This window comes from Echinicola strongylocentroti (assembly GCF_003260975.1).
Classification (GTDB): domain Bacteria; phylum Bacteroidota; class Bacteroidia; order Cytophagales; family Cyclobacteriaceae; genus Echinicola; species Echinicola strongylocentroti.
In genome coordinates this window covers 1,892,141-1,917,851 of record NZ_CP030041.1, presented here as the reverse complement: position 1 = coordinate 1,917,851, position 25,711 = coordinate 1,892,141, and the positions used below count along the sequence as shown (strand labels likewise).

The 25,711-nt window shown below is 45.2% G+C and carries 20 protein-coding genes; 10 read left to right on the top strand and 10 right to left on the bottom strand.

The features are described from left to right. Positions 1 to 109: 109 nt before the first annotated feature. Positions 110 to 1,405, bottom strand: coding sequence for a hypothetical protein (locus DN752_RS25240; protein WP_112783326.1), 1,296 nt, complete (start codon positions 1,403 to 1,405; stop codon positions 110 to 112). Positions 1,406 to 1,537: 132 nt separating this feature from the next. Between DN752_RS25240 and proS the strand changes: the two genes are divergently transcribed. The 3 genes from proS to floA all read left to right on the top strand — a co-directional run bounded on the left by proS (position 1,538) and on the right by floA (position 4,789). Then, a complete protein-coding gene (gene proS / locus DN752_RS07225) occupies positions 1,538 to 3,019 on the top strand; it encodes a proline--tRNA ligase (RefSeq protein ID WP_112783325.1) in 1,482 nt (493 codons plus the stop codon). A 300-nt stretch (positions 3,020 to 3,319) separates the two neighbouring features. After that, the gene (locus tag DN752_RS07220; protein WP_112783324.1) at positions 3,320 to 3,778 is read left to right on the top strand and encodes an NfeD family protein; all 459 of its coding nucleotides are present in this window, start codon (positions 3,320 to 3,322) and stop codon (positions 3,776 to 3,778) included. Positions 3,779 to 3,784: 6 nt separating this feature from the next. Continuing rightward, positions 3,785 to 4,789, top strand: coding sequence for a flotillin-like protein FloA (gene floA, locus DN752_RS07215; RefSeq protein WP_112783323.1), 1,005 nt, complete (start codon positions 3,785 to 3,787; stop codon positions 4,787 to 4,789). 115 nt (positions 4,790 to 4,904) lie between these two features. On the opposite strand, the gene DN752_RS07210 is transcribed toward floA, so the two are convergent. Together DN752_RS07210 and hemA are read right to left on the bottom strand one after the other, a co-directional pair. Next, complete coding sequence (locus tag DN752_RS07210; RefSeq protein WP_112783322.1) at positions 4,905 to 6,470, bottom strand: WG repeat-containing protein; 1,566 nt, start codon at positions 6,468 to 6,470, stop codon at positions 4,905 to 4,907. Positions 6,471 to 6,611: 141 nt separating this feature from the next. After that, entirely contained in the window at positions 6,612 to 7,880 is a 1,269-nt protein-coding gene (hemA, locus tag DN752_RS07205) for a glutamyl-tRNA reductase (RefSeq protein ID WP_112783321.1), read from the bottom strand. A 277-nt stretch (positions 7,881 to 8,157) separates the two neighbouring features. Between hemA and DN752_RS07200 the strand changes: the two genes are divergently transcribed. After that, on the top strand, positions 8,158 to 8,853 hold the full coding sequence (locus DN752_RS07200; RefSeq protein WP_112783320.1) for a ComEA family DNA-binding protein: 696 nt from the start codon (positions 8,158 to 8,160) through the stop codon (positions 8,851 to 8,853). Between the two features lie 83 nt (positions 8,854 to 8,936). Here DN752_RS07200 and DN752_RS07195 read toward each other — a convergent pair whose 3' ends face one another. After that, positions 8,937 to 10,568, bottom strand: a complete 1,632-nt coding sequence (locus tag DN752_RS07195) for an amidohydrolase (RefSeq protein ID WP_112783319.1) — start codon at positions 10,566 to 10,568, stop codon at positions 8,937 to 8,939. A gap of 51 nt (positions 10,569 to 10,619) precedes the next feature. Between DN752_RS07195 and DN752_RS07190 the strand changes: the two genes are divergently transcribed. The 3 genes from DN752_RS07190 (at position 10,620) to DN752_RS07180 (ending at position 13,411) form a co-directional block, all read left to right on the top strand. Further along, complete coding sequence (locus tag DN752_RS07190) at positions 10,620 to 11,087, top strand: type I restriction enzyme HsdR N-terminal domain-containing protein (protein ID WP_112783318.1); 468 nt, start codon at positions 10,620 to 10,622, stop codon at positions 11,085 to 11,087. A gap of 502 nt (positions 11,088 to 11,589) precedes the next feature. Then, a complete protein-coding gene (locus DN752_RS07185; protein ID WP_162633149.1) occupies positions 11,590 to 11,922 on the top strand; it encodes a hypothetical protein in 333 nt (110 codons plus the stop codon). A gap of 721 nt (positions 11,923 to 12,643) precedes the next feature. Then, complete coding sequence (locus DN752_RS07180; RefSeq protein WP_112783316.1) at positions 12,644 to 13,411, top strand: ABC transporter substrate-binding protein; 768 nt, start codon at positions 12,644 to 12,646, stop codon at positions 13,409 to 13,411. 10 nt (positions 13,412 to 13,421) lie between these two features. On the opposite strand, the gene DN752_RS07175 is transcribed toward DN752_RS07180, so the two are convergent. The 6 genes from DN752_RS07175 to DN752_RS07150 form a co-directional block, all read right to left on the bottom strand. Next, positions 13,422 to 14,270, bottom strand: a complete 849-nt coding sequence (locus tag DN752_RS07175; protein WP_112783315.1) for a prephenate dehydrogenase — start codon at positions 14,268 to 14,270, stop codon at positions 13,422 to 13,424. A 19-nt stretch (positions 14,271 to 14,289) separates the two neighbouring features. Then, a complete protein-coding gene (locus DN752_RS07170; RefSeq protein WP_112783314.1) occupies positions 14,290 to 15,450 on the bottom strand; it encodes a pyridoxal phosphate-dependent aminotransferase in 1,161 nt (386 codons plus the stop codon). 5 nt (positions 15,451 to 15,455) lie between these two features. After that, positions 15,456 to 16,295 (bottom strand): prephenate dehydratase, encoded by an 840-nt coding sequence (locus DN752_RS07165; protein ID WP_112783313.1) that lies wholly within the window; start codon positions 16,293 to 16,295, stop codon positions 15,456 to 15,458. Between the two features lie 335 nt (positions 16,296 to 16,630). After that, positions 16,631 to 17,845, bottom strand: coding sequence for a 3-phosphoshikimate 1-carboxyvinyltransferase (locus DN752_RS07160; protein ID WP_112783312.1), 1,215 nt, complete (start codon positions 17,843 to 17,845; stop codon positions 16,631 to 16,633). Then, positions 17,842 to 18,879, bottom strand: a complete 1,038-nt coding sequence (aroB, locus tag DN752_RS07155) for a 3-dehydroquinate synthase (protein ID WP_112783311.1) — start codon at positions 18,877 to 18,879, stop codon at positions 17,842 to 17,844. Before aroB ends, DN752_RS07160 begins: the two co-directional genes overlap by 4 nt. Positions 18,880 to 18,905: 26 nt before the next feature. Next, the gene (locus DN752_RS07150) at positions 18,906 to 20,009 is read right to left on the bottom strand and encodes a chorismate mutase (protein ID WP_112783310.1); all 1,104 of its coding nucleotides are present in this window, start codon (positions 20,007 to 20,009) and stop codon (positions 18,906 to 18,908) included. A gap of 547 nt (positions 20,010 to 20,556) precedes the next feature. On the opposite strand from DN752_RS07150, the gene DN752_RS07145 reads away from it, so the two are divergent. From DN752_RS07145 to DN752_RS07135, 3 genes are all read left to right on the top strand, one after another. Beyond that, entirely contained in the window at positions 20,557 to 21,753 is a 1,197-nt protein-coding gene (locus DN752_RS07145; protein ID WP_112783309.1) for a proline dehydrogenase family protein, read from the top strand. Positions 21,754 to 21,765: 12 nt separating this feature from the next. Continuing rightward, entirely contained in the window at positions 21,766 to 23,484 is a 1,719-nt protein-coding gene (lysS, locus tag DN752_RS07140) for a lysine--tRNA ligase (RefSeq protein WP_112783308.1), read from the top strand. A gap of 88 nt (positions 23,485 to 23,572) precedes the next feature. Next, positions 23,573 to 25,633 (top strand): M13 family metallopeptidase, encoded by a 2,061-nt coding sequence (locus DN752_RS07135; protein WP_112783307.1) that lies wholly within the window; start codon positions 23,573 to 23,575, stop codon positions 25,631 to 25,633. Positions 25,634 to 25,711 lie beyond the last annotated feature (78 nt).

Below are 25,711 nucleotides of genomic sequence, written 5' to 3'. Positions count from 1 at the left end.
TTAACTAATATGATTCCATTCAGCTATGCAGATAGCTGTGCGGTGATTTGCTAATAAGGTTCTGATTATTTAACGGTGATAGTGGAAAAAGTGGTAAAAAAAGGGGGAATTAATTTCCCCCTCTTCTTGATCCTCCAGAACTACGGCTTGTGCCTCCTGAGCTCCTGGATGACGAGCTGCTGCTGTAGCTTCGGCTGCTGCTACTTCTGGATGGAGTATAACTGCTGTTTGATCTTGTCCTACTTGGTGTAGAGTATGTTCTACTGCTTGAAGAGCTTCTGCTTCTGGTGTTATAAGAAGGAGAAGAACTACTTCTACTTGGAGTAGAATAGCTTGATCGTGATCTATTAGTGCTTGATTGACGAGTTGAAACTTCCCTTCGGGTGCTGGAAGATCTTGGGGTGTAAGCACTTCTGGATCTTTCTGAGCTACTTGGTCGGGTCATAACAGCGGAATTGGTCGTTCTTCTGCTTGATGATGCCGAAGTTACACGGCTTCTTCCGTTTACATAGTCGTTTTCAGATCTGCTGAAATCGCTTCTGGATCTGTTGCCGTCTACTCTGCTCACAGCACTTCTGCGAGCGATGGCACGGGAAGTGCTAGGCTCTGAAGCGCTTCTTCTGGTCACCCTGGTCGGAGAGGTACTGCCTCTGCTTGTTCTTGCAGCTCTGACGATACGACGGCTTTCTCCGTTGTAGATATTGTTTACGATGATGGGACGTCCATAATAGCCTCCTCCATAGTAACCGCCGTAATACCCACCACCATAAGCATAGCGAGGTCCATAGAAAGGATCGTAGAATGGGCTGTAAGGATTATATCCCCATCCGCCCATGCCGAAACCGATTCCAAAACCGATGGACATGTTAAAGCCTGGTCTAAACCCATACCCGGGACCCCAGAAAGGATCATAGAATCCCATGCCAAAGCCAGGGGACATTCCCCAAGGGCCGTACATCATATTCATGGACATATATGGAGTCCAAGAGTTTCGACTACTGGACCCGTTTGGATCATTATATCCGTAAAAACTGTTGTACACATTTACATTGCCTTCAGCATCTGTTGTAGTGCTTTGGGTGGATGTATTGTCATCAAAATACACGATATCATCATCAGGTACTGTGTCATTCTGAACCTGATATTTGGCGACATATTCTGGGTTGACATTTTTGGCAGAAAAGCTCTCTTGCTGGTACTGATTGGTAGCGCTTGCCTGAGAATAATCATTGAAATTTTCAGGAGTGTTATTATTTACAGCATTAGAAGTGACTACAGCGTCATCAGAGGCCATAAAATAGAGGTCATCTGTTTCTCCTTGCATAGCGCTATAGCTGCTGCTACAGGAAACCAGTCCTACAGCTGCTAGGAGAGCGAGATAACGGTATGAGGTATTTTTCTTCATAATCATTTAGTTTACAACTCGTAACACTATATACGTGCTCATGGGGGGAGGGTTATATTTTTTTAAATTATATTTGCTCCCCAAAATAGGGACGAAAGTTAAAGAGTTTTTCGAAAACAACAAATTTTACTCATGAGCAAAGGACTGCCAAAAAGAAGTGAAGACTACTCACAGTGGTACAATGAATTGGTGAAAAGGGCCGATCTGGCGGAGAATTCGGCCGTTAGAGGATGCATGGTGATCAAGCCTTATGGCTATTCCATTTGGGAAAAAATGCAACAACAACTGGATAAAATGTTTAAGGACACGGGACATAGCAATGCCTATTTCCCTTTGTTCATTCCAAAATCCTATTTGTCCAAAGAAGCCAGTCATGTAGAGGGATTTGCGAAGGAATGTGCTGTGGTGACCCACTATCGTCTAAAGAATGATGAAGATGGTAAAGGCGTGATCGTAGATCCTGATGCCAAACTTGAAGAGGAGTTGATCGTGCGACCAACTTCTGAGACCGTAATCTGGAGTACCTACCGAAACTGGGTTCAATCTTACCGAGATCTCCCCCTAAAGGTAAACCAATGGGCCAATGTGGTGAGATGGGAAATGAGAACCCGACTGTTTCTGAGAACAGCGGAATTTTTATGGCAAGAAGGCCACACGGCACATGCCACCAGAAAGGAAGCAGAGGAGGAGACGGAGTTGATGATGAATATCTATGGACAGTTTGCCGAGGAATATATGGGCGTTCCAGTGGTGAAGGGTATTAAAACCGCTAACGAGCGCTTTGCAGGAGCTGAAGAAACTTACTGCATCGAAGCTATGATGCAGGATGGTAAGGCGCTTCAAGCTGGCACGTCACACTTCTTAGGGCAAAATTTTGCCAAGGCCTTCGACGTGAAATTCGCCACCAAAGAAGGAGGGTTGGAGCATGTGTGGGGTACTTCTTGGGGCGTGAGTACACGTTTGATGGGGGCCTTGATCATGGCGCATTCCGATGATAACGGCTTGGTGTTGCCTCCGAAATTGGCACCTATCCAAGTGGTGATCGTGCCGATATTCAGAAGCGAGGAGGAATTACTAGCAGTGGAAGAAAAGGCTCATGAAGTCATGGATGAATTGAAGCCACTTGGTATTTCGGTGCATTTTGACCACCGTGACACCCATAAGCCGGGTTGGAAATTTGCAGAATATGAGCTAAAAGGGGTGCCGTTAAGAATCGCAATGGGGCCGCGGGACCTCGCCAACAATACCATAGAAATAGCCCGAAGAGATACGCTTACCAAAGAAATGGTCAATTTGGGTGAGGTGAATATAGGTAGTTATATCACCGCAAAGTTGGATGAGATTCAAGAGTCTATTTACCAGAAGGCACTTCAGTTTAGGGAAGAAAAAACGACCCCCGTGGAGACTTGGGAGGAGTTCCAAGAGGTGCTTGAAGGAAAAGGCGGTTTTGTGTCAGCCCATTGGGACGGGACTTCCGAAACTGAGGAAAAAATCAAAGAATTGACCAAGGCTACTATTAGGTGCATTCCATTGGATCAAGTTAAAGAAGCAGGGAAGTGTATCCTTACCGGTAATCCTTCCAGCGGGAGGGTGTTGTTTGCCAAAGCTTATTGATTGGAATAAAGTAGCGGGATGTGAGTCTTGAGGTATATGCGTAGCGGTGCTGAGGCTCTGCTCTAGTACTGGTAAGCTTTGAGTTGCTGACTCCATTAAGCTGTTCCGGATTCGAATAGCGGGGATTTGTAATCCTCACTTTTATAAGCCATCAGAGAATATGGGGAGGCTGGAATGTGACATAGCAGGATTTGCTAATGTTGGGTTCTGGCCTTCTTTATTTTTAAGGGAATTTAAATGGGTGGATTTCCTAAATCCAAAAAATCTATCTAATTTGAGCAGAACAATTAACAACGAACCATGACTTGGGCGCTTATTCTCGGATTATTGGTACTAGGGTTGATACTTATCCTTCTGGAAGTGATTTTTGTTCCAGGAACTACCGTGGTGGGGATTTTGGGATTGGCCTTTAGTGCACTTGGAGTTTACCTTACTTTTGTAAATTATGATTCATCGACAGCCCTTTGGGTACTGGGTCTTACGGCTATGACCAACGTGGGTGTGATTTTTTATGGCTTCAAATCCGGCGTGTGGAAGCGATTTTCGCTGAAAGACACTATCTCTAGCCGTACGTATGATGATCGTTTGGAAGGGCTTCAAGTCGGGCTAAGGGGGAAGACAGTGTCTGATATCAAGCCCTATGGCAAGGCGGAGTTTGGTGATACGATTTATGAAGTAAAGTCCAATTCGGGGTTTATTCCTGCTGGACAGGACGTAGAGATCCAGCAACTTGAATACAACAGAATTATCATTAAATAAGAAACTATGGAAATAGCTAATTCAGCAATTATCTTAATTGCAGCTTTTGGAGGACTGATATTACTGTTCATCTTCCTTTATTTTGTGCCAGTAAACTTATGGATTACTGCGATTTTTGCCAATGTAAAAGTAGGAATAGGTGAGTTGATAGGGATGAGGATCCGGAAAGTCCCCCCCAGTATTATTGTCAATTCCCTGATCACTGCCACCAAGGCAGGCTTGGACCTCACCACCAATGAGCTTGAAACACATTATTTGGCAGGAGGGAACGTTCCCAATGTCATCAGGGCGTTGATTTCAGCTGATAAGGCTAATATTACCTTGACTTTTAAGCAAGCCACAGCGATTGATTTGGCAGGAAGGGACGTGTTTGAAGCGGTGCAGATTTCTGTAAATCCCAAAGTGATCAATACGCCCAATGTGGCGGCTGTAGCGGCCGACGGTATCCAGCTGATCGCCAAAGCAAGGGTGACTGTTCGTGCGAATATTGCCCAGTTGGTAGGTGGTTCTGGTGAAGATACCATTTTGGCCAGGGTAGGTGAGGGGATTGTGACCTCCATTGGTTCGGCGGCTACGCACAAGAGCGTGTTGGAAAATCCAGATAAAATCTCCAAGCTAGTGCTGCAGCGTGGACTGGATGCGGGGACGGCATTTGAAATATTGTCCATTGACATCGCCGATATTGATGTGGGGACGAACATTGGTGCCAAACTGCAGATCGACCAAGCATCTGCTGACCTTAAGGTGGCCGAAGCTAAGGCCGAGGAAAGAAGGGCGATGGCCGTAGCGCTTGAGCAGGAAATGAAAGCCCGTAATGTGGAAATGAGGGCCAAGGTAATCGAAGCAGAAGCAGAGGTGCCCAAGGCATTGGCAGAGGCTTTCAGGTCTGGAAATCTCGGTGTAATGGACTATTATAAAATGGAAAACATCAAATCCGACACAGGTATGAGGGAGTCCATCGCCAAGCCTGACGACAAGGGCAATGACAAGTCCAAAGGAGATAAAAAATAGATTGATATAATATAAAACCCGCATTCCAAGCCTTGGGTAGAATGCGGGTTAAATAAAATCGGTCATCAAGATTCAGTTTTTAGCTGAGTACTGATGACCGATTGTTTTTTGTAGCTTAGTCTTTTTTCTTTCTCTTCTTTTTGCTGTCATCTTCCGTGATAATTGGCTTATAGATGTCTTCAGCGAGTATTTTTTGGTTGCTATTGTCGATGATGATGTCTTGGTAATAAACAGGCAAAAGAGCTTCTCCAGTTTCGTTGATAATGCCGAAACGCCCGTTTTTTTGGACGATGATCTTATCGTAGCCTTCCCTTCTTACTGATTGGAATGTTGGCGTGACGATTTCTTTACCAGTTGGGTCGATCATTCCAAAGGATCCGTTGTTTTCTGTAATATAATAGTGGTCGTCCGATAGAGCGATATGTTGATAATACTCCTTAAGGATTTCTTTTCCACTGCGATCGATAAGGTTGGCATTTCCGTCTTTTTTGACAATGGCCAGGCCGTTGTGAAATTCGCTGGCATCATCATACTGGGCAGGGATTATCATGCTGCCATGGCTGTCGATATAGCCCCAGGCGCCATGGTCTTTGACAGCGGCTAGCCCTTCAGAAAACTTTTTAGTACCTTCATATTGGTGCGGGATGATCCATTTCCCAGCCCTGTTTACATAGCCATAATGCCTGTCTTGTAATGCCCCGAAACGCTCTTCATTTCCGGGTTGGATAGCTGTAATACTGTCTGCTGGAACCACCTGCCAGATGCCTTTACTGTCCAAAAGCCCCACTTTTCCGTTTTTGAAATAGACATTGTAATGGTCCGCATCGATTCTGACTACATCTGCCATGCCCATGATGTCAAGGAGGATACCGTCGTTTTTCATGATCCGTCGTAAGCGGCCGTGGATGTACTCTAGGATTACGTCATTTTTCACGATTATTTTATGGTAGCTGCTGTACTCTATTTTGGCATCGTCTTCAGTGGCCTTGATGAGCATGTACTGGTTTTCGTTATAGCCAAAGAAAAATTCATCTTCCAGGTGTTGGAGAGTGTCGAGGACGGGGGCAAGGATATACTCTCCTTCTCTGTTGATCAAGCCATATCCGCTGGACCCATGTGAAAGGATCGTGCCATTGGATACTGATTCCAAGTGTTGGTAAACCTGTTGTGGGCTGTCGGACAAGGGCAACTGGTAGCCAGCGGGTGTTTTTGCGATGATTTGGCCATTTTTGGCAATGTGGGCTTCTTGAAAGGAGCCTAATGCCTGCAGGGTTTTTGATCCGATGTCATAGTGGTAAAAGGTGTTTCCCTTTTTGCCGAGAAGTTCGTTGTACCGCGTATCGATGTGATCATAATCGGGTTTCATGATCAGCTCCCCATATTCATGATAAGCGCCAAGTTTTCCGTCTTGCTCTACAAGGATCCAAGGGCTCAGGTATTGGTAAATGGAAGATCCTTCCAGTTCCAAAAATGGTTCGTAGTTAGGGTTGAGAAGTTTGAGGTGTTGATCTTTATCACTTACTCGGATGGATTCGCTCAGGAGGAAAATGTGGTCGTTGTTGATCTTTTGGATCAGCTCAAGTTGTGGGTTGTACACTTCGTACATTTGAGCAAAGGCCGATCCCAATGAAGCGATGAGCAATGAAAAGGCCAGTGCCCATTTACCTGTTACTGTTGACATTGAAGTAGTATTTTAATTTTGTCTCTAAAGTAAGCCTAATGCTTATGTTTTTCAAAAAATGTCTGATAAACAAAAAAACATCTGACTCATATTGGTGCTCCAATTACCATCAGATGTTTATGAGATGACTGTCCCTTTATTTTAGTGATTGGTGTTTTCTCTTTCCAGATCGAATAGATCAGAAATGATGTCGATCATTCCTTCCGCCTGGTCTTTCTTGCATGCTGCTTTTAGCTGTACCACAGGTACTTTGATGATCTTTTGCATCATGCTTTTGGTGATCTTGTCGATGACAGCGTATTCTTCTTTGCTGGCGTTTTTCATGTACCGCTCCAGTTCTTCCATGCGGATTTGTTCCAAGGCATTTTTGAGCTTGTTGATGGTCGGGGATACCATCATTTCTTTTTTCCAGCTGTAAAACTCCTCAATACTTTCTTTGATAATATTTTCTACTTGCGGTACAGCAGCGAGTCTTTTTTCAAGAGCTTCTGTAGCTTTGCTCTGGATATTGTCGACATTATACAATAATACGCCGGGTACATCTTCCAAGGTCGTTTCTATGCTACGGGGCACAGATAGGTCGACGAATAGTTTATAGCTCTTGATGTCAAATTCCTTGACAAGGGACTTGGTGATGAATGGCTTGGATGCCGAAATGGAGGAAACCACTACGTCTGCCTCTTGCATGGCCTCAAGTGCTTTTTCGAAAGGAACAACTTTAAACCCTAGCTCTGCACCCATTTGAATTGCCTTTTCGTGGGTTCTGTTGGTAAGGGTTACTTGGGCATTGGGGAGATAAACCATGTTTTTGGCCACATCTTCACCTATTTCTCCCAGTCCAAGAAGTAGGATTCTGGGATTGATAGTGTTGGAAGTGAGCCCTTCTATCAATTCTACTGCAGCATAAGAAACAGAAGCCGCTCCGTCCCGAAAAGCTGTCTCTTGTACCACTCTCTTGTTCGTGAAGAAAATGGTGTGCATCAATCGGTGGAGGAAGGGACCTGCCATTTCAAGGTCTGCAGAAGCTTGATAAGCCCGTTTTACCTGGTTGGATATCTGCATGTCTCCCACTACCTGCGCTTCCAGCCCCATGGAGACTTTAAAAAGGTGCTCAATGGCCTCTTTTTCGTCTTGGATAATGGTGAAGTACTCAAGATAGGAGACCACATTATGTAGGCCTTTTTCGGTACCGATCAGCTTAATGATCTCTGTACTAAGATCCAGCTCATGCGCATAATACACCTCTGTCCTGTTACAGGTAGATAAAATCAAGGTGTCCTTCACGTTGAAGAACTCCTTCAGTTTTACCAGTAGAGATTGTATGGCCTTGTCGTCCAGTGCTATAATTTCCCTGATTTCCACCGGGGCGTTTTTATAGGAAAGACTTATGGCGCTAAACTTATGCTGCATTATTGGTACTTTTAGATATTACAAATTTATTACAGAAACTCCACGAAATGAATTATTTCGACCTGCTCTTATTAATTTAAAATCTGTCTAAATAGTAATTCGGTGTTTTTTGATCAGAATTCACTGCAATAATGATAAAATTTTGAAAATAATTCCAATATGATTATTTTATGAGGTATTGACAAAATCTATGAGCAGGGGAGTAATGGAGAAGAGGTGCCTTGTACAGCATTTTTTATTTGGCAGAATTTAGATGCCAAAGGATAGAATAACTACTATGAAAAAGAAATTACGATACTTTTTAAGAAGCTATTTGGGCTTTACGCAGCGTGAATCCAAGGGGTTTGTGCTGGTGATTCCTGTATTGACTTTCCTTGCGATCATTCCAAGGCTATTGGCGTGGTATGGCCATCAGTCATCTGAGGACATCTATCAAGGTTATTTGCTGAAGGTAGATAGTTTGTCCGCTGTCGTGGAGCGGGATTCAGGAGCGCTGTTTCAGCAAATAGGAGATCGACGGGCGGTCTTCGATACCGGGAGCTGGGAGGATTATCGGGAGAGAAGACCTGAATTAATGAAAATGGATTTTGCAGAAGCTGACTCGGCGGTGTTGCAAGTGGTTCCGGGTATTGGGCCTACACTGGCAGGAAGGATAGTGAAATTTCGCCAAAGCTTGGGTGGGCTGCACCAAAAGGAGCAATTGCTTGACGTGTATGGGCTTAAGATGGATGTGGCCAAAAGGGTGTTTGAGTACTTTTCCTTTACGCCAGCCATCTATCAGCAGCTTCCATTGAATACTTCCAGTCCTAAAGAATTAGCTGCTCATCCTTATATTCGGTACGGTGAGGCCAAAGTCATTGTCGCTTACCGCGAACAGCACGGTCAGTACCGGTCCTTGGATGACTTGCTCCGTATTAAGATTTTTTCCAAGGAGTGGCTGGAGAGGGTGAAGCCCTACCTTAACTTAGAGTAGGTAGGGCGAATGTGTCACTGATGCCAGCTTTCCATGTGTCTTCGACACAATTTATGCTTATTTCGGGTTCAATTTAGCTGTTCTTAATTCACCTTTTCTCCTCCAAGGAAGGTAGCTTGTACCTTGATGTCCCTCAGGGTTTCTTCTGGAGCTGTCATCAGGTCTTTTTTGGTGATGATAAAGTCTGCTAGCTTGCCTTTTTCAATGCTGCCTTTAAGGTGTTCTTCAAAATTGGCATATGCCGCCCAGATGGTCATTCCCTTCAGTGCTTGTTCACGAGTGAGGCTGTTTTCTGGTTGGAATCCGCCTTTTGGCCAGTTGTTGTCGTCTTGACGGGCAATGGCCGCATGAAACCCAAATAGTGGATTGATGTTTTCTACTGGGAAATCACTTCCCAGTGCGATCAATCCATTCTGTTGCATGAGGTCTTTGTAGGTATAGGCATGTTTGATCCGCTCGTGTCCTAGTCGGTCTTCTGCCCAGTACATGTCGGAGGTGGCATGGGTAGGTTGGACGGAAGGGATGATGTTGAATTTAGCAAATTTCTGGATATCTTGAGGGTGGACGACTTGGGCATGTTCGATCCTCCACCGCTGATCGTTTTTTCCCATAAGCACCTTTGCATAGATGTCCAATAAGGTTCTGTTTGCTGAATCACCAATGCAGTGGGTGTTCATTTGGAAGCCATGTGCGTGGATTTCCTGGGCCAGGGATAGGAAGTTTTCGGGAGTATTCAAGAGAAAGCCCAGTTCGTTGGGAGCGTCATGGTACGGTGCAAGGAGTGATGCGCCCCTTGATCCCAAAGCCCCATCTCCATAAATCTTAAAACTCCTTACGGTAAGTGATTCGTTTTGGAAAGGTCCTTTTTCGAAATAATGAGCTTTGTTTTTCTCAGTAGGGTTGATCATGGCATAGACGCGCATTTTGAGGCTACCTTCCTGCTGCATGCTTTCGATGAGGTCTATGGTGGATTTGTCCAGCCCGGCATCTACCACTGTGGTCAGCCCCACTGCGAAGCAATTTTTCTGTGCGTCCAAGAGCGCTTGACGAGCGGCATCGATGGTGATGTCAGGGATTTTTGAAGATACCTGATCGATGGCATTGTCTATCAATACACCGGTCGGTTGTCCTATTTTCAGTATCACTTTGCCTCCTAAGATAGAGGTATTGGCCGATATGCCGCCGAGATCCAGCGCCTTTTGGTTGGCTATGGCTGCGTGCCCATCTATTCGGGTAAGTAGCACAGGGGTGTCGGGAAAGGCCTTGTCCAGTAAGCTTTTTTCAGGAAATTCCTTTTCAGGCCATAAATTTTGGTCCCAGCCCCTGCCCAGTATCCAAGCTAGGTCAGGGTGTTCTTTTCTGTGCTCTTTGACGGTTTCTACTAAGGATTGGAAGGACGATATGCCCGTGAGATCGGCTACCTTGAGCCCAGTACCGTACCGATAAAAGTGGGTGTGTGCGTCGATTAGCCCAGGGTATACAAATTGGCCTTCTAGGTCAATGGTTTTTGAGGAGGAATATTTCTGGAGAATGTTCTCATTGGAATTGACTTCCAGGAATTTTCCGTCCTTTACAGCAAAGGCTGTGGCTTGGTCAAAATCGCTGTTGACGGTGTAAACTAGCCCGTTGTGGACGATAAGGTCGGCGGGCTCTTTTTTATTGCAGGCCAATAGCAAAAAGGATAAACCGATCAGGAGGGAATAAATTCTTTTCATTTTTGTTGAACTTAGTTTTAAAATCATCTAATAAGCTTGGATATTTGTGGCATGACAGCAGCAGATTATCCTTTTCTTAATGTTGCGCTTAATTTGCCAACTACTGATTTCCAAATTACCGCAGAAGGTGGGAAATTAACTATTTTTGACGCCTTACGAAAGAAATATTTGGTTTTGACACCTGAGGAATGGGTGCGGCAGCATATCATTTATTATTTGGTAGCTTTCAAAAAATATCCTAAAAGTCTTTTTGCGCTGGAAAAAGGACTGAAGTACAATCATTTAAAAAAGCGGTTTGATATCCTTGTGCTTGATCGGTCAGGGGCTCCCTTTCTTCTGGTCGAGTGTAAAGCTCCGGAAGTGAAGCTCAACCAAAAAACCGTGGAACAGGTCTGCGTGTACAATAAGACCATACAAGCTCAATTTATGGCCATAAGTAACGGCATGCAGCATATTTGCTTGCAGTTCGATGCTGATTCAGGTGCTTACCAGCAGATTCGGGAATTCCCTGTTTTTTAAGCCGGAATCAATGCCGTTTAGTTAGTGTGTATTTGGAAATATTGGTTCTATATTTTTTCCTTGGGCAGTTATTTTTCTTGCTAAATTCCTAGGTGTTTTTCATCCCTTTACCTTTGTTACTTTTTTGCTTCAGGTCAAAAAAGTAACCAAAAAACCCCGCCGCTGTGCATCTATTGGCCTAAAATTAAAACCTCCCCTCATGCAGGCAAACTCCTCCTGTCTAAAGCCAAGCAGGCCTATCTAAAGCCAGGTAAACCTTCTTTAGCTGCCAACATTCTTTTTGGGCAGCATTTCGTCAAACAAGCCTGCCTTTTTGCCCACCCGCTTTTTAATTTCTTAACGCCCAATACCTGCAAGGCGGATCCGGTTAATAAGTTTCTTATGGATAAATTATCATCATTATTCCATGTAGTGGTATATTTTCTTAAGTAACCAAGTTGAGCGAGAACTATAAGCCCCCCTGAGCCAAAAAAGGTATCGCTTCCTTATTACGGCCCTTGGTATGCCTGTTTTCCAGTCGATGGTGGAGGCCGTTAAGAAAGGGAGTTGGCTCGCGTCGTGGAACAGCGAGACCCACTCACTTTTAGGCCGTAGCCATCGGGTGGAAATTAAAATGGGTGACGGATCCACGTCGCATGGGAAATCTATGTCCCATTTTAAAGGGCAGACCACCGGCCTAGATTTTTTTCTTTCTTTTTTCATCAATAGCCTGCCCCGAAGGCTTTCGGGGGAAAAAAGGAAAAGGATAAAATCCACCAAGATGATCAGGTTTCCCCAGCCAAAGTCAATCAAAAAAAGGACTTTTAGGTATATGAAAAGAAGGAAATCCCCTTAACTAAACGGCATTGAACCCGGAATATGCATTAGCCTATCTGTTGCGACCTGAAACTGCTTCAAAATCAGCCGTTTCACTTTAGTTTTCGGCATAACCGTAGCGGTGCTACGCTAATACCTCCAAACTAACTGATTTTCTTGCAATTTCAGCTCTCACTACGATTCCTAACGCATAATCCGGGTTAAATCGGAAAAGACAGGTAGCATAAAAAGCCCTGAAAATGCGTAACATCCTTAGCCATGAGCAACACCAATGGTAAACATCAAAAATAATCTCATTGTTTTAGCAGCAATTACCTTCCTAGCGCTTATAAATTCACGCTAAAACCCAATACGCACCAACAGCGCTTTATTCCCCCAGAAATATTGCTTGATCTGGTTTAAATAGTTGATAGTACATTTTCTAATGGTTGTTGAATGTGAAAGTAAAGGAGATGAAATTTTTCAGTTTGTAGCTGGTATGAAAAAATAATAATATATTAAAATAGGTAATCGAAAGTTTTTAAGTTTCAAAAACTTTTTTACTTTTGAGATATACATACCCCGCCAGGGTATAAGCCCAATTATAAATAAAGAATGGAGTGGGACGAGGAGACCGTTTTTCCACTCCATGTATTACGATAAGATTGATTGTTGAAAATTTTCTTCATACGGTTTAATATCAAAAAAATCCCCGGAGCATTCGGGGATTTTTTTTAGCTTCGATCTTAGAATGATAGAAAATGACAGATAAGCCGTACATCGACCAAATGGGACAGAAAGTGACCATTCCGGTCTTCCCCAAGCGCATTGTTTCCCTAGTGCCTTCTCAGACGGAGTTGCTGATTGACTTGGGGCTGGAAGAGCAGTTGGTTGGTATTACGAAGTTTTGTGTGCATCCTAAGGGGCTGCGTCAGAAAAAAACCATCATTGGCGGTACCAAGAAATTCCGATTTGAGGCGATCGATGAATTACAACCGGATTTGATTATCGGAAACAAAGAGGAAAATTATAGGGAAGGAATCGAGCAGCTGGCTGAAAAATATCCGGTCTGGATGAGCGATATTTTTACGCTGGAAGATGCCCTCCAAATGATACAGGAGATTGGGGGAATCACTGGGAAAAAAGATGTGTCGCAGTTGCTGGTGAGGGAAATTAGCCGCGGTTTTCAAGTAGAGGATGATAGAAAAGGTTCTGCGGTCTATTTGATTTGGCAAGAACCGTATATGGCTGCTGGCGGTGGGACGTTCATTGATCAGATGTTGGCCAAGGCGGGCTTTCAGAATTTGATCATTCAGAATCGATATCCCGTAATAGCGGTAGAAGAAATCAAAGAGCTTTCCCCTGAATTTTTGTTGTTGAGTTCAGAGCCATTTCCCTTTAAAGAGAAACATGTGCAGGCCTTGCAAATGGAACTTCCCGCCACAAAGGTTCTCCTAGTGGATGGTGAAATGTTCTCTTGGTATGGTAGTCGGTTACGGTATGCCGTAGATTATTTTAGGTCGATATAGGAGCAGGTAGCTAGCCTTTTAAATCCAAAATGTCGCCGATCTGGTTGGCATTTTTCATTTTTTCGGCCAATTGCTCGAACTGGTCACTGGTGAGGAGGTTTCTGAAAGTAGCCAAGTTTTCGATATAGCCATTCAGCGCTTCAAGGATGTTTTCCTTGTTTTCTTTCATGATGGGCGTCCACATTGCCGGAGAGCTTTTGGCCAGCCTGACGGTGGAAGCAAAGCCGCTTCCAGCCATGTTCAGAATATGCTTATCGTCTTCCATTTTATCCAGTACCGTTTTGCCAAGCATAAAAGAGCTGATGTGGGATAAATGGGACACAAAGGCGAGTTGGTTGTCGTGCTCATGCGGTTCCATGAATCGGATCTTCATTCCCAGTGATTCAAAAGCCTCATAAGCCTTTGATTTAAGGTGAAGGGCTGTCTTTTCTGGCTCACAGAGGATCATGATCTTGTCCTTTAACAGGTCAGGGAAAGCCGCTGATGGGCCGGCATATTCCGTCCCGGCGATGGGGTGTGCTGCCAGGAAGTTTGCTCTGTTGGGGTGTGCTGCCAAGGTGGTGCAGATGTGTTCCTTGGTCGAGCCAAAATCCAGGATGAGTGTTTCCGGTGATACATCATCGAGCAAGCTGGCCACAATGCCACTGATCGTATCCACAGGCGTGGCCACGATGACCAAGTCAGCATTTTTAGGGACTTGGTCGCTGCTTTGGTCGATGATGCCACGGGATAGTGCTTCCTGCAAGTGAGCGTTGTTTTTGTCAAAGCCAGTAACTTCAATTCCAGCTATAGCCTTTTTTAGGCCGAGTGAAAACGAGCCTCCCAAAAGCCCAAGTCCTATAATATGAATGTGCTTCATATGGATCTGTTTTTTCTGTTTATTTGGTCCACGAGCTGTTTACTCTGTCAAAGGCTTTTTGGATGAGGTTTTCCGGTATACATAGCGAAAACCTGATGTATCCATGGCCGTTACTGCCAAAGATATCGCCTGGTGTGATAAAGATATGGTTTTCATACAGGAGCTTGTTTACCAAGGCCATGGGGTCTGTCTGGTCTGCTAGTTTGGCCCAGACAAACATCCCTGAGCTATTGCGTTCACAAATGGCACCGACCCTTTCGGCCAGTTTCCAAACGGCCTCTCGACGTCTTTGATAGACTGCATCCATTGTTTCAAACCAGCTCTTGTCCAGGTTTAAGGCTGCAATGGCGCCTTCTTGGATGCCTAGAAACATTCCTGAGTCCATATTGCTTTTTACCTTTAGCACCTCCTGCACGTAGGTGGCCTGACCGCAGAGCATCCCGACTCTCCATCCTGGCATATTGAAAGTTTTGCTGAGCGAATTGAGCTCGAGGGCGATGTCCTTTGCGCCGTCAATGGAAAGAATGCTCTCAGGTTCATTGGTAAGGATGAAGCTGTAAGGATTGTCGTTGACCAGTAGAATTTGATGTCTTTTGGCAAACGCCACAAGTTTTTCCAAGGTCTGTTTTGGGGCATTGGCTCCAGTGGGCATGTGGGGGTAATTGACCCACATCAGCTTGATACCAGTACTTGCCAATGTTTCCAATTGGTCGAAATCAGGAAGCCACTGGTTTTCTCCTTTTAGGTCATAAAACACCGCCTTGGCACCGACCAGTTCTGTGACAGAAGAGTAGGTAGGGTAGCCTGGATTGGGGATCAGCACCTTGTCCCCTGAGTTAAGGTAGGCCAAAGAAATGTGCATGATGGCTTCTTTGGATCCCATCATGGGCAGTATTTCATTGGTCGGAGAGAGGGAGACGCTATAGTTCTTTTGGTAAAAACCAGCGATGGCTTCTCGAAGGGCGGGAATGCCCTGGTAGCTTTGGTAGCCGTGGGCTGTTGGCAGCTGGCTAGCAGTGTTCAGCGCATCAATAACATCCTGATGTGGTGCCAGATCAGGGCTGCCGATGCCCATGTTGATGATGGGATGGCCTTCCGCTTTGAGCTGGGCGACCTCACGTAGCTTTTTGGAGAAGTAATACTCCTTTACGTTGCCAAGGCGATCTGCTGGAACTATCATGGTGGTTATTTAGTGTTTTTGTATTCTCCCAATACTTTAATTTGATGGCCTCTTTCTTTCAGTTCTTTCAAGGCTTGCTGGTAATCTTCCAGGGATTTAAAGAGCAAGTCGATGAAAAAAGCATAATGCCAAGGTTGGTCAATTACGGGCAGCGACTGGATTTTGGTCAGGTCCAGTTGGTAAGCGCTCATGGTCGTAAGGACTTTAGCCAAACTGCCCTGTTCGTTTTTGATGATGACTTTGATGGAAGCCTTGTCAAAACCTTCGACTTGCTTGGCATCGGCTGCATTTTTAACGATGCAGAAGCGTGTGATGTTGTTTTTGATGGTTTGGATGTCCGAAGCCAAAATCTCCAGTCCATAAAAATCAGCCGCCGACTTGCCGGCTATGGCGCCCACTCCTTTGAGGTGTTGTTCGCTGATTTCTTTGGCGACGGATGCCGTATCCATGTCTTCTATCAGTCTGATATGCGGGTAATCTTCAAAAAACGCCTTGCACTGTAGCAGGGCCATGGGGTGGGAACGCACCTCTTTGATGTCTTCGATGGACTGCCCCTTTAGCACCATCAGCTGATGTGAAATGGGGAGGTAAAATTCCCCAATCACCTGGAGGTTGTTTCGGTCCATCAGGTCGTAATTGGGAAGGATAGCTCCCGCGATGGAGTTTTCCAGTGCCAAAACACCGATGTCAGCTTCTTTGGAAGTGATCTTTTTGATCAAATCCGCGAAGGTGAGGCATTCGATCACATTGATGTCCTGCCCAAATTGGTTGAGCGCTACTTGGTAATGGTACGATCCTTTGATGCCTTGGATAGCTACTTTTTGTTTTTGCGGAGTCGAGGTCACTTGTTTGAGCGTTGATTTTGAAAATTATATGAACAACTATTGGACTAAAGGCTGTAGAAAAACGTGATCAGCATAAATTTACTGTAATGGGAAATGATGTGCCTTTCCCTTGCATAATGGAGTCGAACCCGAAATATGCACCAGTCTATCCACGTCATCATGCTGAAGTGGGGAAGCTGGCGAACAGGTGTTGTGCCTGAAATTGTCTCCCAATCAGCTGCTAAGCTCATTCGTCCAAACTGACTGATTTTATTGCCCTTTCAGCCCTCTCCGACATCGGTCGGGACAGGCTGTCACGATTCCTAGGGCATAAACCGGGTTGAAGCGATAGTTTCCTAGGCCTTTATTCCTGCTAATATACAGTGTTTCCAGAAACTTGGGTAAGATTTATTGACTACCTCCTTATCTATTATTGTTACTTCTGTGCGTGTTACCAATGGCATAAATGCCATGCCCATTCTGTGGTCATCATAGGTTTCGATGCTTACCTTTTCGGGAATGTTGTTGGCGGGAATGACTGTAAATGTTTCATTTTCACCTTCCTTCAAGTCTGCGTTGATTTTGGCCAGCTCCTGTTGGAGGGCATAAATCCTGTCGGTTTCTTTGATGCGAAGGCTTTCCAGTCCTGTAAAATGGCTCTTTTGTCCGATCAGTGCACAAGTGACCGCAACGGTCTGGGCCAAGTCTGGGCAATGCGTGAAATCAAAGCTTACCAGTCCGGTGACAGGTTTTTTGGTGAGTAGAATGCCGCCTTCCTGGAACTCGCTCTGCACGCCGAGCTTGTCCATGATCTCAACGATCTTGGCATCTCCCTGAAGACTATTTTCTTTCAGGCCTTTCAGAAAGAAACTTCCTTCTTCTGCGCAGGCAAGCAGGCTGAACCAGTAGCTGGCACCAGACCAATCACTCTCTACGGTAAATGAAGTATTCTTGTAGCGTTGGGGAGTGATAGAAATGATGTTGTCTTCGAAGGTGTAGGAAACCCCAAATTGCTTCATCAGCTCTAAGGTCATTTCGATATAGGTCCTGGAGCCGATTTTTCCGGTAAGCTCAAGGGTAAGTCCCTCGGGCAATAAGGGGGCATTCATCAAAAGGGCGGAAATATACTGGCTACTGACATCTCCCCTGATCTGTACTTTGTTGGTCAGTTGCTTTTCAAAGCCTTGGATTTCGATGGGCGGGTAGCCTTCTTTTCCTTTATATTCAATTTTTGCGCCTATTGTTCTGAGGGCATCCACCAAAATCCCGATAGGCCGTTCGCACATCCGTGGTGTTCCGGTGAGGGTCTTGTGGCGATTGGTCAGGGCCGCATAAGCAGTCAGGAATCGCATGGTGGTCCCTGCATCAAGTACGTCCAAGGTCTCCGGGTCTTCACTTAGCAGGCGGATCATGGTCTGCGTATCCCTGGCTTCTGCTAGGTTGGACAATTGGTTTTGGCCTTCCGTCAGGGCATCGATGATCAGCACCCTGTTGCTTTCGCTTTTGGAAGAAGGTAGTGGTATGGTTACTTCGCCAAAGTGTTTTTTGGTTGGCAATATGATGTCGTTCATGGATGTTGGGTGTTGTAAAAATGCAGGGAATCTATGATGTCTTCCAGTTTTACGGCAATGTTGTAATCACAGTCACCGATCTTTTTTAGCAAAGAACAATTGATGGTTTTGCCATCGTTCTTTTTGTCCTGAAAGCAAAGCTGCGCAATTGCTTCCAAGTCATCAGCAGGGATTTCTACTTTCCCAAAGACATGGAGCAGTGCATTAGAGATGGTTTCTAGGTCCTCTTTGGAGAGCCTAATGTGGGTTTGCGAAAGGTAGGCCTCGGCTATCATGCCGATGGCGATAGCTTCCCCGTGAAGGAGGTGTCGTTCGGTGTCCAGATAGTAAGATTCGACCGCATGTCCTACGGTGTGTCCAAAGTTCAAGATCTTACGTAGCCCTTCTTCTTTGGGGTCTTTGGAGACCACCTCTTTTTTGATATAAACGGATTTCTCAATGATCTCCGTCCAGCTTTGATTTTCCCAGTGCTGTAGCTTTAGGCTGTTGAAGTAGTTTTCGTTCCTGATCAGGCCGTGTTTGAGGACTTCTGCATAGCCGGACCGGAGCTCTGGTAGTGGCAAAGTCGACAAGAAAGCCGCGGAAATGATGACCGCCTCAGGTTCATTGAAGACCCCGATGTGGTTTTTGAAGCCGTTGAAATCGACTCCCAATTTGCCGCCTACACTGGCGTCTACTTGGGAAAGCAGTGTGGTGGGGATGTTGATGAATTTTACGCCACGTTTGTAGGTGCTGGCGCAAAACCCACCCATGTCGCCCGTCACACCACCTCCAAGGTTGATGATCAGTGATTTTCTGTCAAAGCCGCAATCGGTCATCCATTGCCATATTTTTTGGCAAGTGTCCAGGGTTTTGTTCACCTCGCCCGCTTCAAAAGCAAACTGCTCATGTGCCGGAAGTGTATCCTGAATGAGGGGGTAGCAGGCTTGGTAGGTGTTGCTATCAGTGATGACACCAAGTTTGGAGAAGCTCTTTGATTTCAAGAACCTCTCCAAGTCTGGTGCGATCTGCGTGGAGAAAATGATTGATTCCAATGGATCGATTATATTTAAAATCTCAGTTAGACGTTTTTATTTACCGGATCTCCGGCTCTCAGTTGTTTTTCTTGTCTCTTTACAGACTCTTCATGGATCGAAAATAACAATTCTTTCATGAATTTTTCACTAAGTCCCTTTTTAACTCCCTTGTCGGTTCTGGAGTCCATCACTTCTTTCCATCTGTCAGATTGGAAGACGGTAAGTTTGTTTTCTCTTTTATGGGAGCCGATCTGGTCGATCACGGAGAATCTCTCGACAAGCAGGTCGATCAGTTGGTCATCCAAATGGTCCACTGCTGTTCTCAGATCATGTAGTTTTTCACCCGGTTTTTCTGCATCCAAGGTGTTCTTGAAGTCGATTTTAGAGAGGATTTCTTTCAGTTGGGCAGGTGTTACTTGCTGCTTGGCATCACTCCATGCGTTGTCTGGATCATGGTGGGTCTCGATCATTAGGCCGTCCAGTCCGAAGTTAATGGCTCTTTGGGAGATCTCCAATATGCCGTCTCTCTTACCTACGATGTGGCTAGGGTCATTGATCACTTCCATTCCCTTCCATTCTCTTTTCAGGTGAATAGGCATGGACCAATTAGGTTTGTTCCTGAAACGCTTGTCGTAAGCATCGCTGAATCCTCTGTGGATAGCCGCAAGCTTATTGATGCCCACCGCGTGAAGTCGCTCTAGTGCGCCCAACCAAAGTTGAAGATCTGGGTTCATCGGATTTTTGACCATGACAGGGATATCGGTGCCACGTAGGGCTTCGGCGATTTCCTGAACGGCAAATGGGTTAACGGTCGTTCTTGCACCGATCCAAAGCACGTCCACTTTGTGCTTAAGGGCTAGCTCCACATGAGCGGTGTTGCCTACTTCTGTGGTGATAGGGATGTTGAGGTGGTTGCGTACGATTTCCATCCACTTCAGGCCATCTTCACCGATTCCTTCGAAGCTTCCCGGTCTGGTTCTTGGTTTCCAGATGCCCGCACGGAACATGGAAGGGATGACGTTTTGCTCTTTCATTTCCAGGCAAACCTTTTCTACCTGCTCTGGGGTTTCTGCGCTACAAGGGCCAGCGATGATGACATGTCCTTTAAGGCCCAGTCCCCATTCCGATGTTCTTAAGTGATCTTTCATTATTGATTTGGTTTTAAATAAAAAAAGCCCGACTCTTTCGAATCGGGCTTCTTAGTTTATGTTTGAATTTTTGTTTTTCATTCAGGCAATAAGCAGCTCCGATTCGACTTTTGGACGAAAGTAAAAAAAGAAGAAGGTAAAATATTTAGCTGCTTGTTTTATCATGGCATCAAAATTAGTTGGTGATTTTTAAAAAACCAATAAAATCTAAATTAATTTTTTGTTAAAGACGGAATTTGGCACGTAGGGGATGGGGTGTAGTGTGAAGAAAAATAGCGGGAAGGGTGAGTTGCCATATAAAATTTGGATAGGGCTTGCTATGGAGGGTGATATGGTGGTTTTATATGGGGGTGATTTTTTTGTTTGAAGGTGCAGATAAATCCATTAATGCATATTAGATTGGAGAAGGGACGGCTATCTCTGGTTAAATCAGAGATAAGGATAGTTTTGTGAAGGGGAGAGTGGCAAGTTTCTTGTATGATTAATTTACACTGGCTAAGGTAGTCAGGACGCGTTTTTTTATATATTTGCACCTTGATTCAAAACGATGAATACAAAACCCAACATTTCTTTTGAAAATACTGAAATCGCCTTTGCATCCAGGACGGATGTAGAGCTCAGAAAAATGTATCTTTTTTTTGCGGTAATGGATAAGAATTGGGCGGTAAAGATAGGCACTGGCTTGTCTGATATTGCCTTTAAGTTGAAGTTACCCGTAAAAGGGATCATGAAAAAAACGATATTTGGCCACTTTTGTGGAGGTGAAAGTATCGCGGATTGTGCCAAGTCCATTAAGGAATTACAGGAATTTGGCATTGGGACCATTCTTGATTATTCGGTAGAGGGCAAAGGTACGGAAAAGAGTTATGACTTTACCAGGGATGAGATCCTGCGGACGATCAAACGGTCTTCAGGAGCGAAAGAGATCCCTTTCTCGGTTTTTAAGGTAACTGGGCTTGGGAGCTATAAGATCATGACCAAGGTACAGGCAGGAGAGAAGCTAAGCCAAGAAGAGGAAGCGGCTTTTGAGCGGTTAAAAGACCGGGTAGATACGCTTTGTAAGGCCGGCTATGAATATGATGTTCGCATCATGATAGACGGGGAAGAAAGTTGGTTTCAGGATGTGATTGACGACATGGCCTATGAGGCGATGGAGAAGTACAATAAAGAAAAGGCCATCGTGTACAATACCTTCCAGATGTACCGTAAGGATATGCTGGGCTTGCTGAAGCAGGCACACGAAGAGGCCGAGCTAAAAGGCTATCATGTGGGAGCGAAACTGGTTCGCGGTGCTTATATGGAGAAAGAAAGGGACAGGGCCGAGGAAAGAGGCTATCCGAGCCCCATACAAGATACCAAAGAGGATACTGATAACGACTATAATGAGGCGTTGAAGTTTTCTATGGAACACAAAGACCGCATTTACCTAGTTAGTGGCTCACACAATGAGCTGAGCAATATTATCCTTACCGAGCTGATGAACTTGCATGGTGTAGCGGCTGGGGACAAGAAGGTCTATTTCTCCCAGTTGTATGGGATGAGTGATAATATTTCATACAATTTGGCTTTTGCCGGTTACAATGTGGCCAAATATGTGCCCTACGGTCCTGTGGAAGCAGTGATGCCTTATCTTTACAGAAGGGCGTCAGAAAATACCAGCGTGGCTGGCCAAAGCAGTAGAGAGTTTGAACTGATCAAAAATGAGATGGCGCGAAGGGCGTCGCTCAAGAAAACAATAATTTAACAATACTTTGCTATGCAATTACTGAGTGAACAAGAGATAGAAAGACGGAAAGACCGTGAAGAGTTGATGAAGCTAGGCATCAATCCATATCCGGCCATCCAGTTTCCCATCAACGCATCTGCTGAAGATATTCATAAGAATTATGAAAACAACAAGAACGACTACAAGGACATTACCATAGCAGGGAGGTTGATGAGCAGAAGGATCATGGGATCTGCGTCTTTTGCCGAAATCCAGGATTCCTCAGGAAGATTGCAGATTTATGTACGTCGTGATGATATCTGCCCAGATGAGGACAAAACGCTCTATAATAAAGTGTTTAAAAAGCTCTTGGGCATTGGTGACTTTATTGGTGTAAAAGGCTATATTTTTACTACACAGACAGGTGAAATATCACTACATGTGACAGAACTGACGGTGCTTAGTAAGTCAGTAAAACCACTTCCAGTGGTGAAGCGAGATGAGGACGGGAACGTGTACGATGGTTTTACCGACCCAGAATTACGCTATCGTCAGCGGTATGTGGACCTGACGGTAAACCCCGAGAAGAAAAACGTGTTTTTGACGCGCTCCAGGATCATTACCAATATGCGGAAGTATTTTGATGACCATGGATGGTTGGAAGTGGAGACGCCGATCCTGCAAGCTGTGCACGGTGGGGCCGCAGCCAGGCCTTTTAATACGCACCATAATTCACTTGATATGCCGCTATACCTGCGTATCGCTAACGAACTTCACCTGAAGCGGTTGATCGTTGGGGGCTTCGATGGGGTCTATGAGTTTGGTAAAATGTTCCGAAATGAGGGCATGGATCGTACTCATAATCCAGAGTATACCTCGATGGAAATTTATGTAGCCTACAAGGATTATATCTGGATGATGGAGATGGTGGAAGATATGTTGGAAAAAATAACCGTGACCCTTCATGGCCAATCCAAGGTGAAAGTAGGAAGCCAGGAGATTGATTTTGCCGGTCCTTACAGAAGGTTGACCATGTTTGACTCCATTAAGGAGTATGCAGGAGTGGATGTCAGCAAGATGGATGAAGCAGAACTTAGAAAAGTTTGCGCTGATTTTAATATTGAAGTTGATGACACGATGGGAAAAGGAAGGTTGATCGATGAGATCTTTGGTGAAAAAGTGGAGGACCACTTGATCCAGCCTACCTACATTACAGATTATCCTATCGAAATGACTCCTCTTGCCAAAAAACACCGTACCGAAGAAGGCTTGGTGGAGCGATTTGAACTATTTGTCAACGGGAAGGAGCTCGGAAACGCCTATACCGAACTTAATGACCCAATCGACCAGCGGGAGCGTTTTGAGGATCAATTGAAATTGGCCGAAAGGGGTGATGATGAAGCCATGGCGATGGACGAGGATTTCTTGCGAGCACTGGAATATGGCATGCCGCCAACTTCCGGACTTGGCATCGGTATCGACCGACTGACCATGATGCTGACCGATAACAGCACCATCCAAGAGGTGCTTTTCTTTCCGCAGATGCGGCCTGAGAAAAAGGTGAAGATCGCCACCGATGAGGATTTTATTGCTCTTGGTATCGATGCAGGACTGATTCCTGCCATCCGTGAGCTGAACATCCACACCATCGAGCAGCTGAAGGAACAAGATGCCAACAAGCTCTTTAACGATGTGTGCGGAAAACGCAAAAAGTTAAAGCTGGAGGTGAAAAATCCGAGCAAAGAAGAGGTAGCCAGCTGGCTGGCCTAAGAGGCGCCAACGATAAAAATTGAAAACCGAATCTCTCCGATTCGGTTTTTTTATTAATTTCACTTATAAACCTTTCAATATATAACAGATGAATAGAAGTTTACAAACAGCCATGGGGTTAGGCTTGGTGGGGGCAATGATGATTGCCTGCTCACCAAAAGAATCCCATGAAGAAGAAAAAGTCCAGGCCATTAGCTTGGACAACATGGACAGTACCATCCGTCCTCAGGATGATTTTTTTGGTTTTGTCAACGGCAAATGGATCGAGAAAACTGAAATCCCCGCTGATCAAGGCCGGTGGGGCAGTTTTAATGAGCTGCGGGATTTTAACAATGAGGCGGTGCTGACAGTCTTGGAAGCAGCCAAAAATGACGAGCAGTTTTCCACTACTTCGGACCAAGGCAAGGCAGTGGCCTTTTACCAGATTGGAATGGATTCGCTTTTGGCGGAAAAACGAGGGCTTGATCCAGTGAAGCCTGTTTTTGACCAGATAGAAAAAATCACGGACAAACCATCCCTTCAGGAGTATTTGGTCTATCAACAAACACATGGTGGAGGCGCATTCTTTGGCCTTGGGGTCAATACGGACCTGAAGAATTCCGATGCGATGGCCTTGTATATTTCTCAGGGAGGATTAGGATTGCCCGACAGGGATTATTATACCGAAGATAATGAGAAGTTTGCCGAAATCAGGGCAAAGTATTTGGCTCACTTGGAAAGAACATTTGGTCTGATAGGCTATGATCAGGCCAAGGCAGCTTCCGCAGCAAAAGCGGTGATGGCGTTGGAAACGCGGTTGGCACATGCCAGTAAGACGAGAATCGAGCTGCGCGATCCTGAAGGTCGGTATAATAAGTATGCTGTGGGCGATATGAAAACGTTACTGCCATCGGTGGACTGGGAAGCATACCTGTCTTCCCTCGGGGCTGACGTGGACGAGGTGATTGTGTCAACGCCTAAATTTATGGAAGAAGTAGAAGCGGTCTTAAATGAGGTTCCGGTAGCGACATGGCAGGATTACCTGAAATGGCATGTGATCGACGCAGCATCTCCGTATTTGAACCATGCGTTTGTTCAGAACAACTTTGATTTCTACGGTAAGGAACTCCAGGGAACCGACCAGATGCGCCCAAGGTGGAAACGAGTGCTGGGAACCACAGAACGGGCAGCCGGCGAAGCGATTGGCAAGTTGTATACCGAAAAATATTTCCCACAAGAGGCCAAGGATAAAGCCAAGGAGATGGTAGACAATATCCTTGTGGCCATGGGTGAGCGCATCAAAAACCTGCCATGGATGTCCGAAGAGACCAAGACGAAAGCCTTGGAAAAACTGGGCACGTTCAATGTGAAAATTGGCTTTCCTGACAAGTGGAAAGATTACAGTGCACTTGAGGTGAATGATGATCCCGAAACAGCGTCTTATTTTGAGAATGTGATGGCATCTTCCCAGTTTAATTTTGAGCGAAACATCGAAAAGCTAGGCAAGCCCATTGACAAGGATGAGTGGTTTATGACGCCGCAAACGGTGAATGCCTATTATAATCCTACTTGGAATGAAATCGTGTTTCCTGCGGGAATCCTTCAGCCGCCGTTTTATAATTATAAGGCAGATGCTGCGGTTAACTATGGTGGCATTGGAGCGGTAATTGGCCATGAGATTTCGCACGGTTTTGATGATCAGGGAAGCCAGTACGATGCAGCGGGCAACCTGAAAAACTGGTGGAAAGATGAGGATCGGGAGAATTTTGACAAGCGTACCGGTCAATTGGTAGCGCAGTTTGATGGTTATGAGCCTATCGAAGGGGTGCATGTAAAAGGAGCACTTACTTTGGGGGAAAATATTGGCGATTTGGGAGGTTTGTTGGTGGCCTACGATGGGCTCCAGCGTCATTTTGAAGAACATGGAAGACCCGAGAATATCGACGGATTCACCCCTGAGCAACGCTATTTCATTTCTTGGGCAACCATCTGGAGGATGAAAAGCAGGGAAGAGGCACTTAGGACCCAGATCCAAACCGATCCACACTCTCCCGCCCAGTACCGAGGCAATGGGCCACTGGTAAATATTGATGGTTTTTATGATGCCTTTGACGTGAAGGAAGGTGATGAAATGTATAAAGCGCCGGACGATAGGGTCAGGATTTGGTAAATTACCGAAAGGTAGTGCCCAACGTCCGGGTGAGGTATGTTGGGTTTTTCGGAACAATCAATCGAACTAATGCAGAAA

What these genes read in the sequence shown, in the direction of transcription:
- DN752_RS25240 (WP_112783326.1), bottom strand. Translation starts at nt 1,405, where the DNA reads ATGAAGAAAAATACCTCATACCGTTATCTCGCTCTCCTAGCAGCTGTA.
- proS (WP_112783325.1), top strand. Translation starts at nt 1,538, where the DNA reads ATGAGCAAAGGACTGCCAAAAAGAAGTGAAGACTACTCACAGTGGTAC.
- DN752_RS07220 (WP_112783324.1), top strand. Translation starts at nt 3,320, where the DNA reads ATGACTTGGGCGCTTATTCTCGGATTATTGGTACTAGGGTTGATACTT.
- floA (WP_112783323.1), top strand. Translation starts at nt 3,785, where the DNA reads ATGGAAATAGCTAATTCAGCAATTATCTTAATTGCAGCTTTTGGAGGA.
- DN752_RS07210 (WP_112783322.1), bottom strand. Translation starts at nt 6,470, where the DNA reads ATGTCAACAGTAACAGGTAAATGGGCACTGGCCTTTTCATTGCTCATC.
- hemA (WP_112783321.1), bottom strand. Translation starts at nt 7,880, where the DNA reads ATGCAGCATAAGTTTAGCGCCATAAGTCTTTCCTATAAAAACGCCCCG.
- DN752_RS07200 (WP_112783320.1), top strand. Translation starts at nt 8,158, where the DNA reads ATGAAAAAGAAATTACGATACTTTTTAAGAAGCTATTTGGGCTTTACG.
- DN752_RS07195 (WP_112783319.1), bottom strand. Translation starts at nt 10,568, where the DNA reads ATGAAAAGAATTTATTCCCTCCTGATCGGTTTATCCTTTTTGCTATTG.
- DN752_RS07190 (WP_112783318.1), top strand. Translation starts at nt 10,620, where the DNA reads ATGACAGCAGCAGATTATCCTTTTCTTAATGTTGCGCTTAATTTGCCA.
- DN752_RS07185 (WP_162633149.1), top strand. Translation starts at nt 11,590, where the DNA reads ATGCCTGTTTTCCAGTCGATGGTGGAGGCCGTTAAGAAAGGGAGTTGG.
- DN752_RS07180 (WP_112783316.1), top strand. Translation starts at nt 12,644, where the DNA reads ATGACAGATAAGCCGTACATCGACCAAATGGGACAGAAAGTGACCATT.
- DN752_RS07175 (WP_112783315.1), bottom strand. Translation starts at nt 14,270, where the DNA reads ATGAAGCACATTCATATTATAGGACTTGGGCTTTTGGGAGGCTCGTTT.
- DN752_RS07170 (WP_112783314.1), bottom strand. Translation starts at nt 15,450, where the DNA reads ATGATAGTTCCAGCAGATCGCCTTGGCAACGTAAAGGAGTATTACTTC.
- DN752_RS07160 (WP_112783312.1), bottom strand. Translation starts at nt 17,845, where the DNA reads ATGAACGACATCATATTGCCAACCAAAAAACACTTTGGCGAAGTAACC.
- DN752_RS07150 (WP_112783310.1), bottom strand. Translation starts at nt 20,009, where the DNA reads ATGAAAGATCACTTAAGAACATCGGAATGGGGACTGGGCCTTAAAGGA.
- DN752_RS07145 (WP_112783309.1), top strand. Translation starts at nt 20,557, where the DNA reads ATGAATACAAAACCCAACATTTCTTTTGAAAATACTGAAATCGCCTTT.
- lysS (WP_112783308.1), top strand. Translation starts at nt 21,766, where the DNA reads ATGCAATTACTGAGTGAACAAGAGATAGAAAGACGGAAAGACCGTGAA.
- DN752_RS07135 (WP_112783307.1), top strand. Translation starts at nt 23,573, where the DNA reads ATGAATAGAAGTTTACAAACAGCCATGGGGTTAGGCTTGGTGGGGGCA.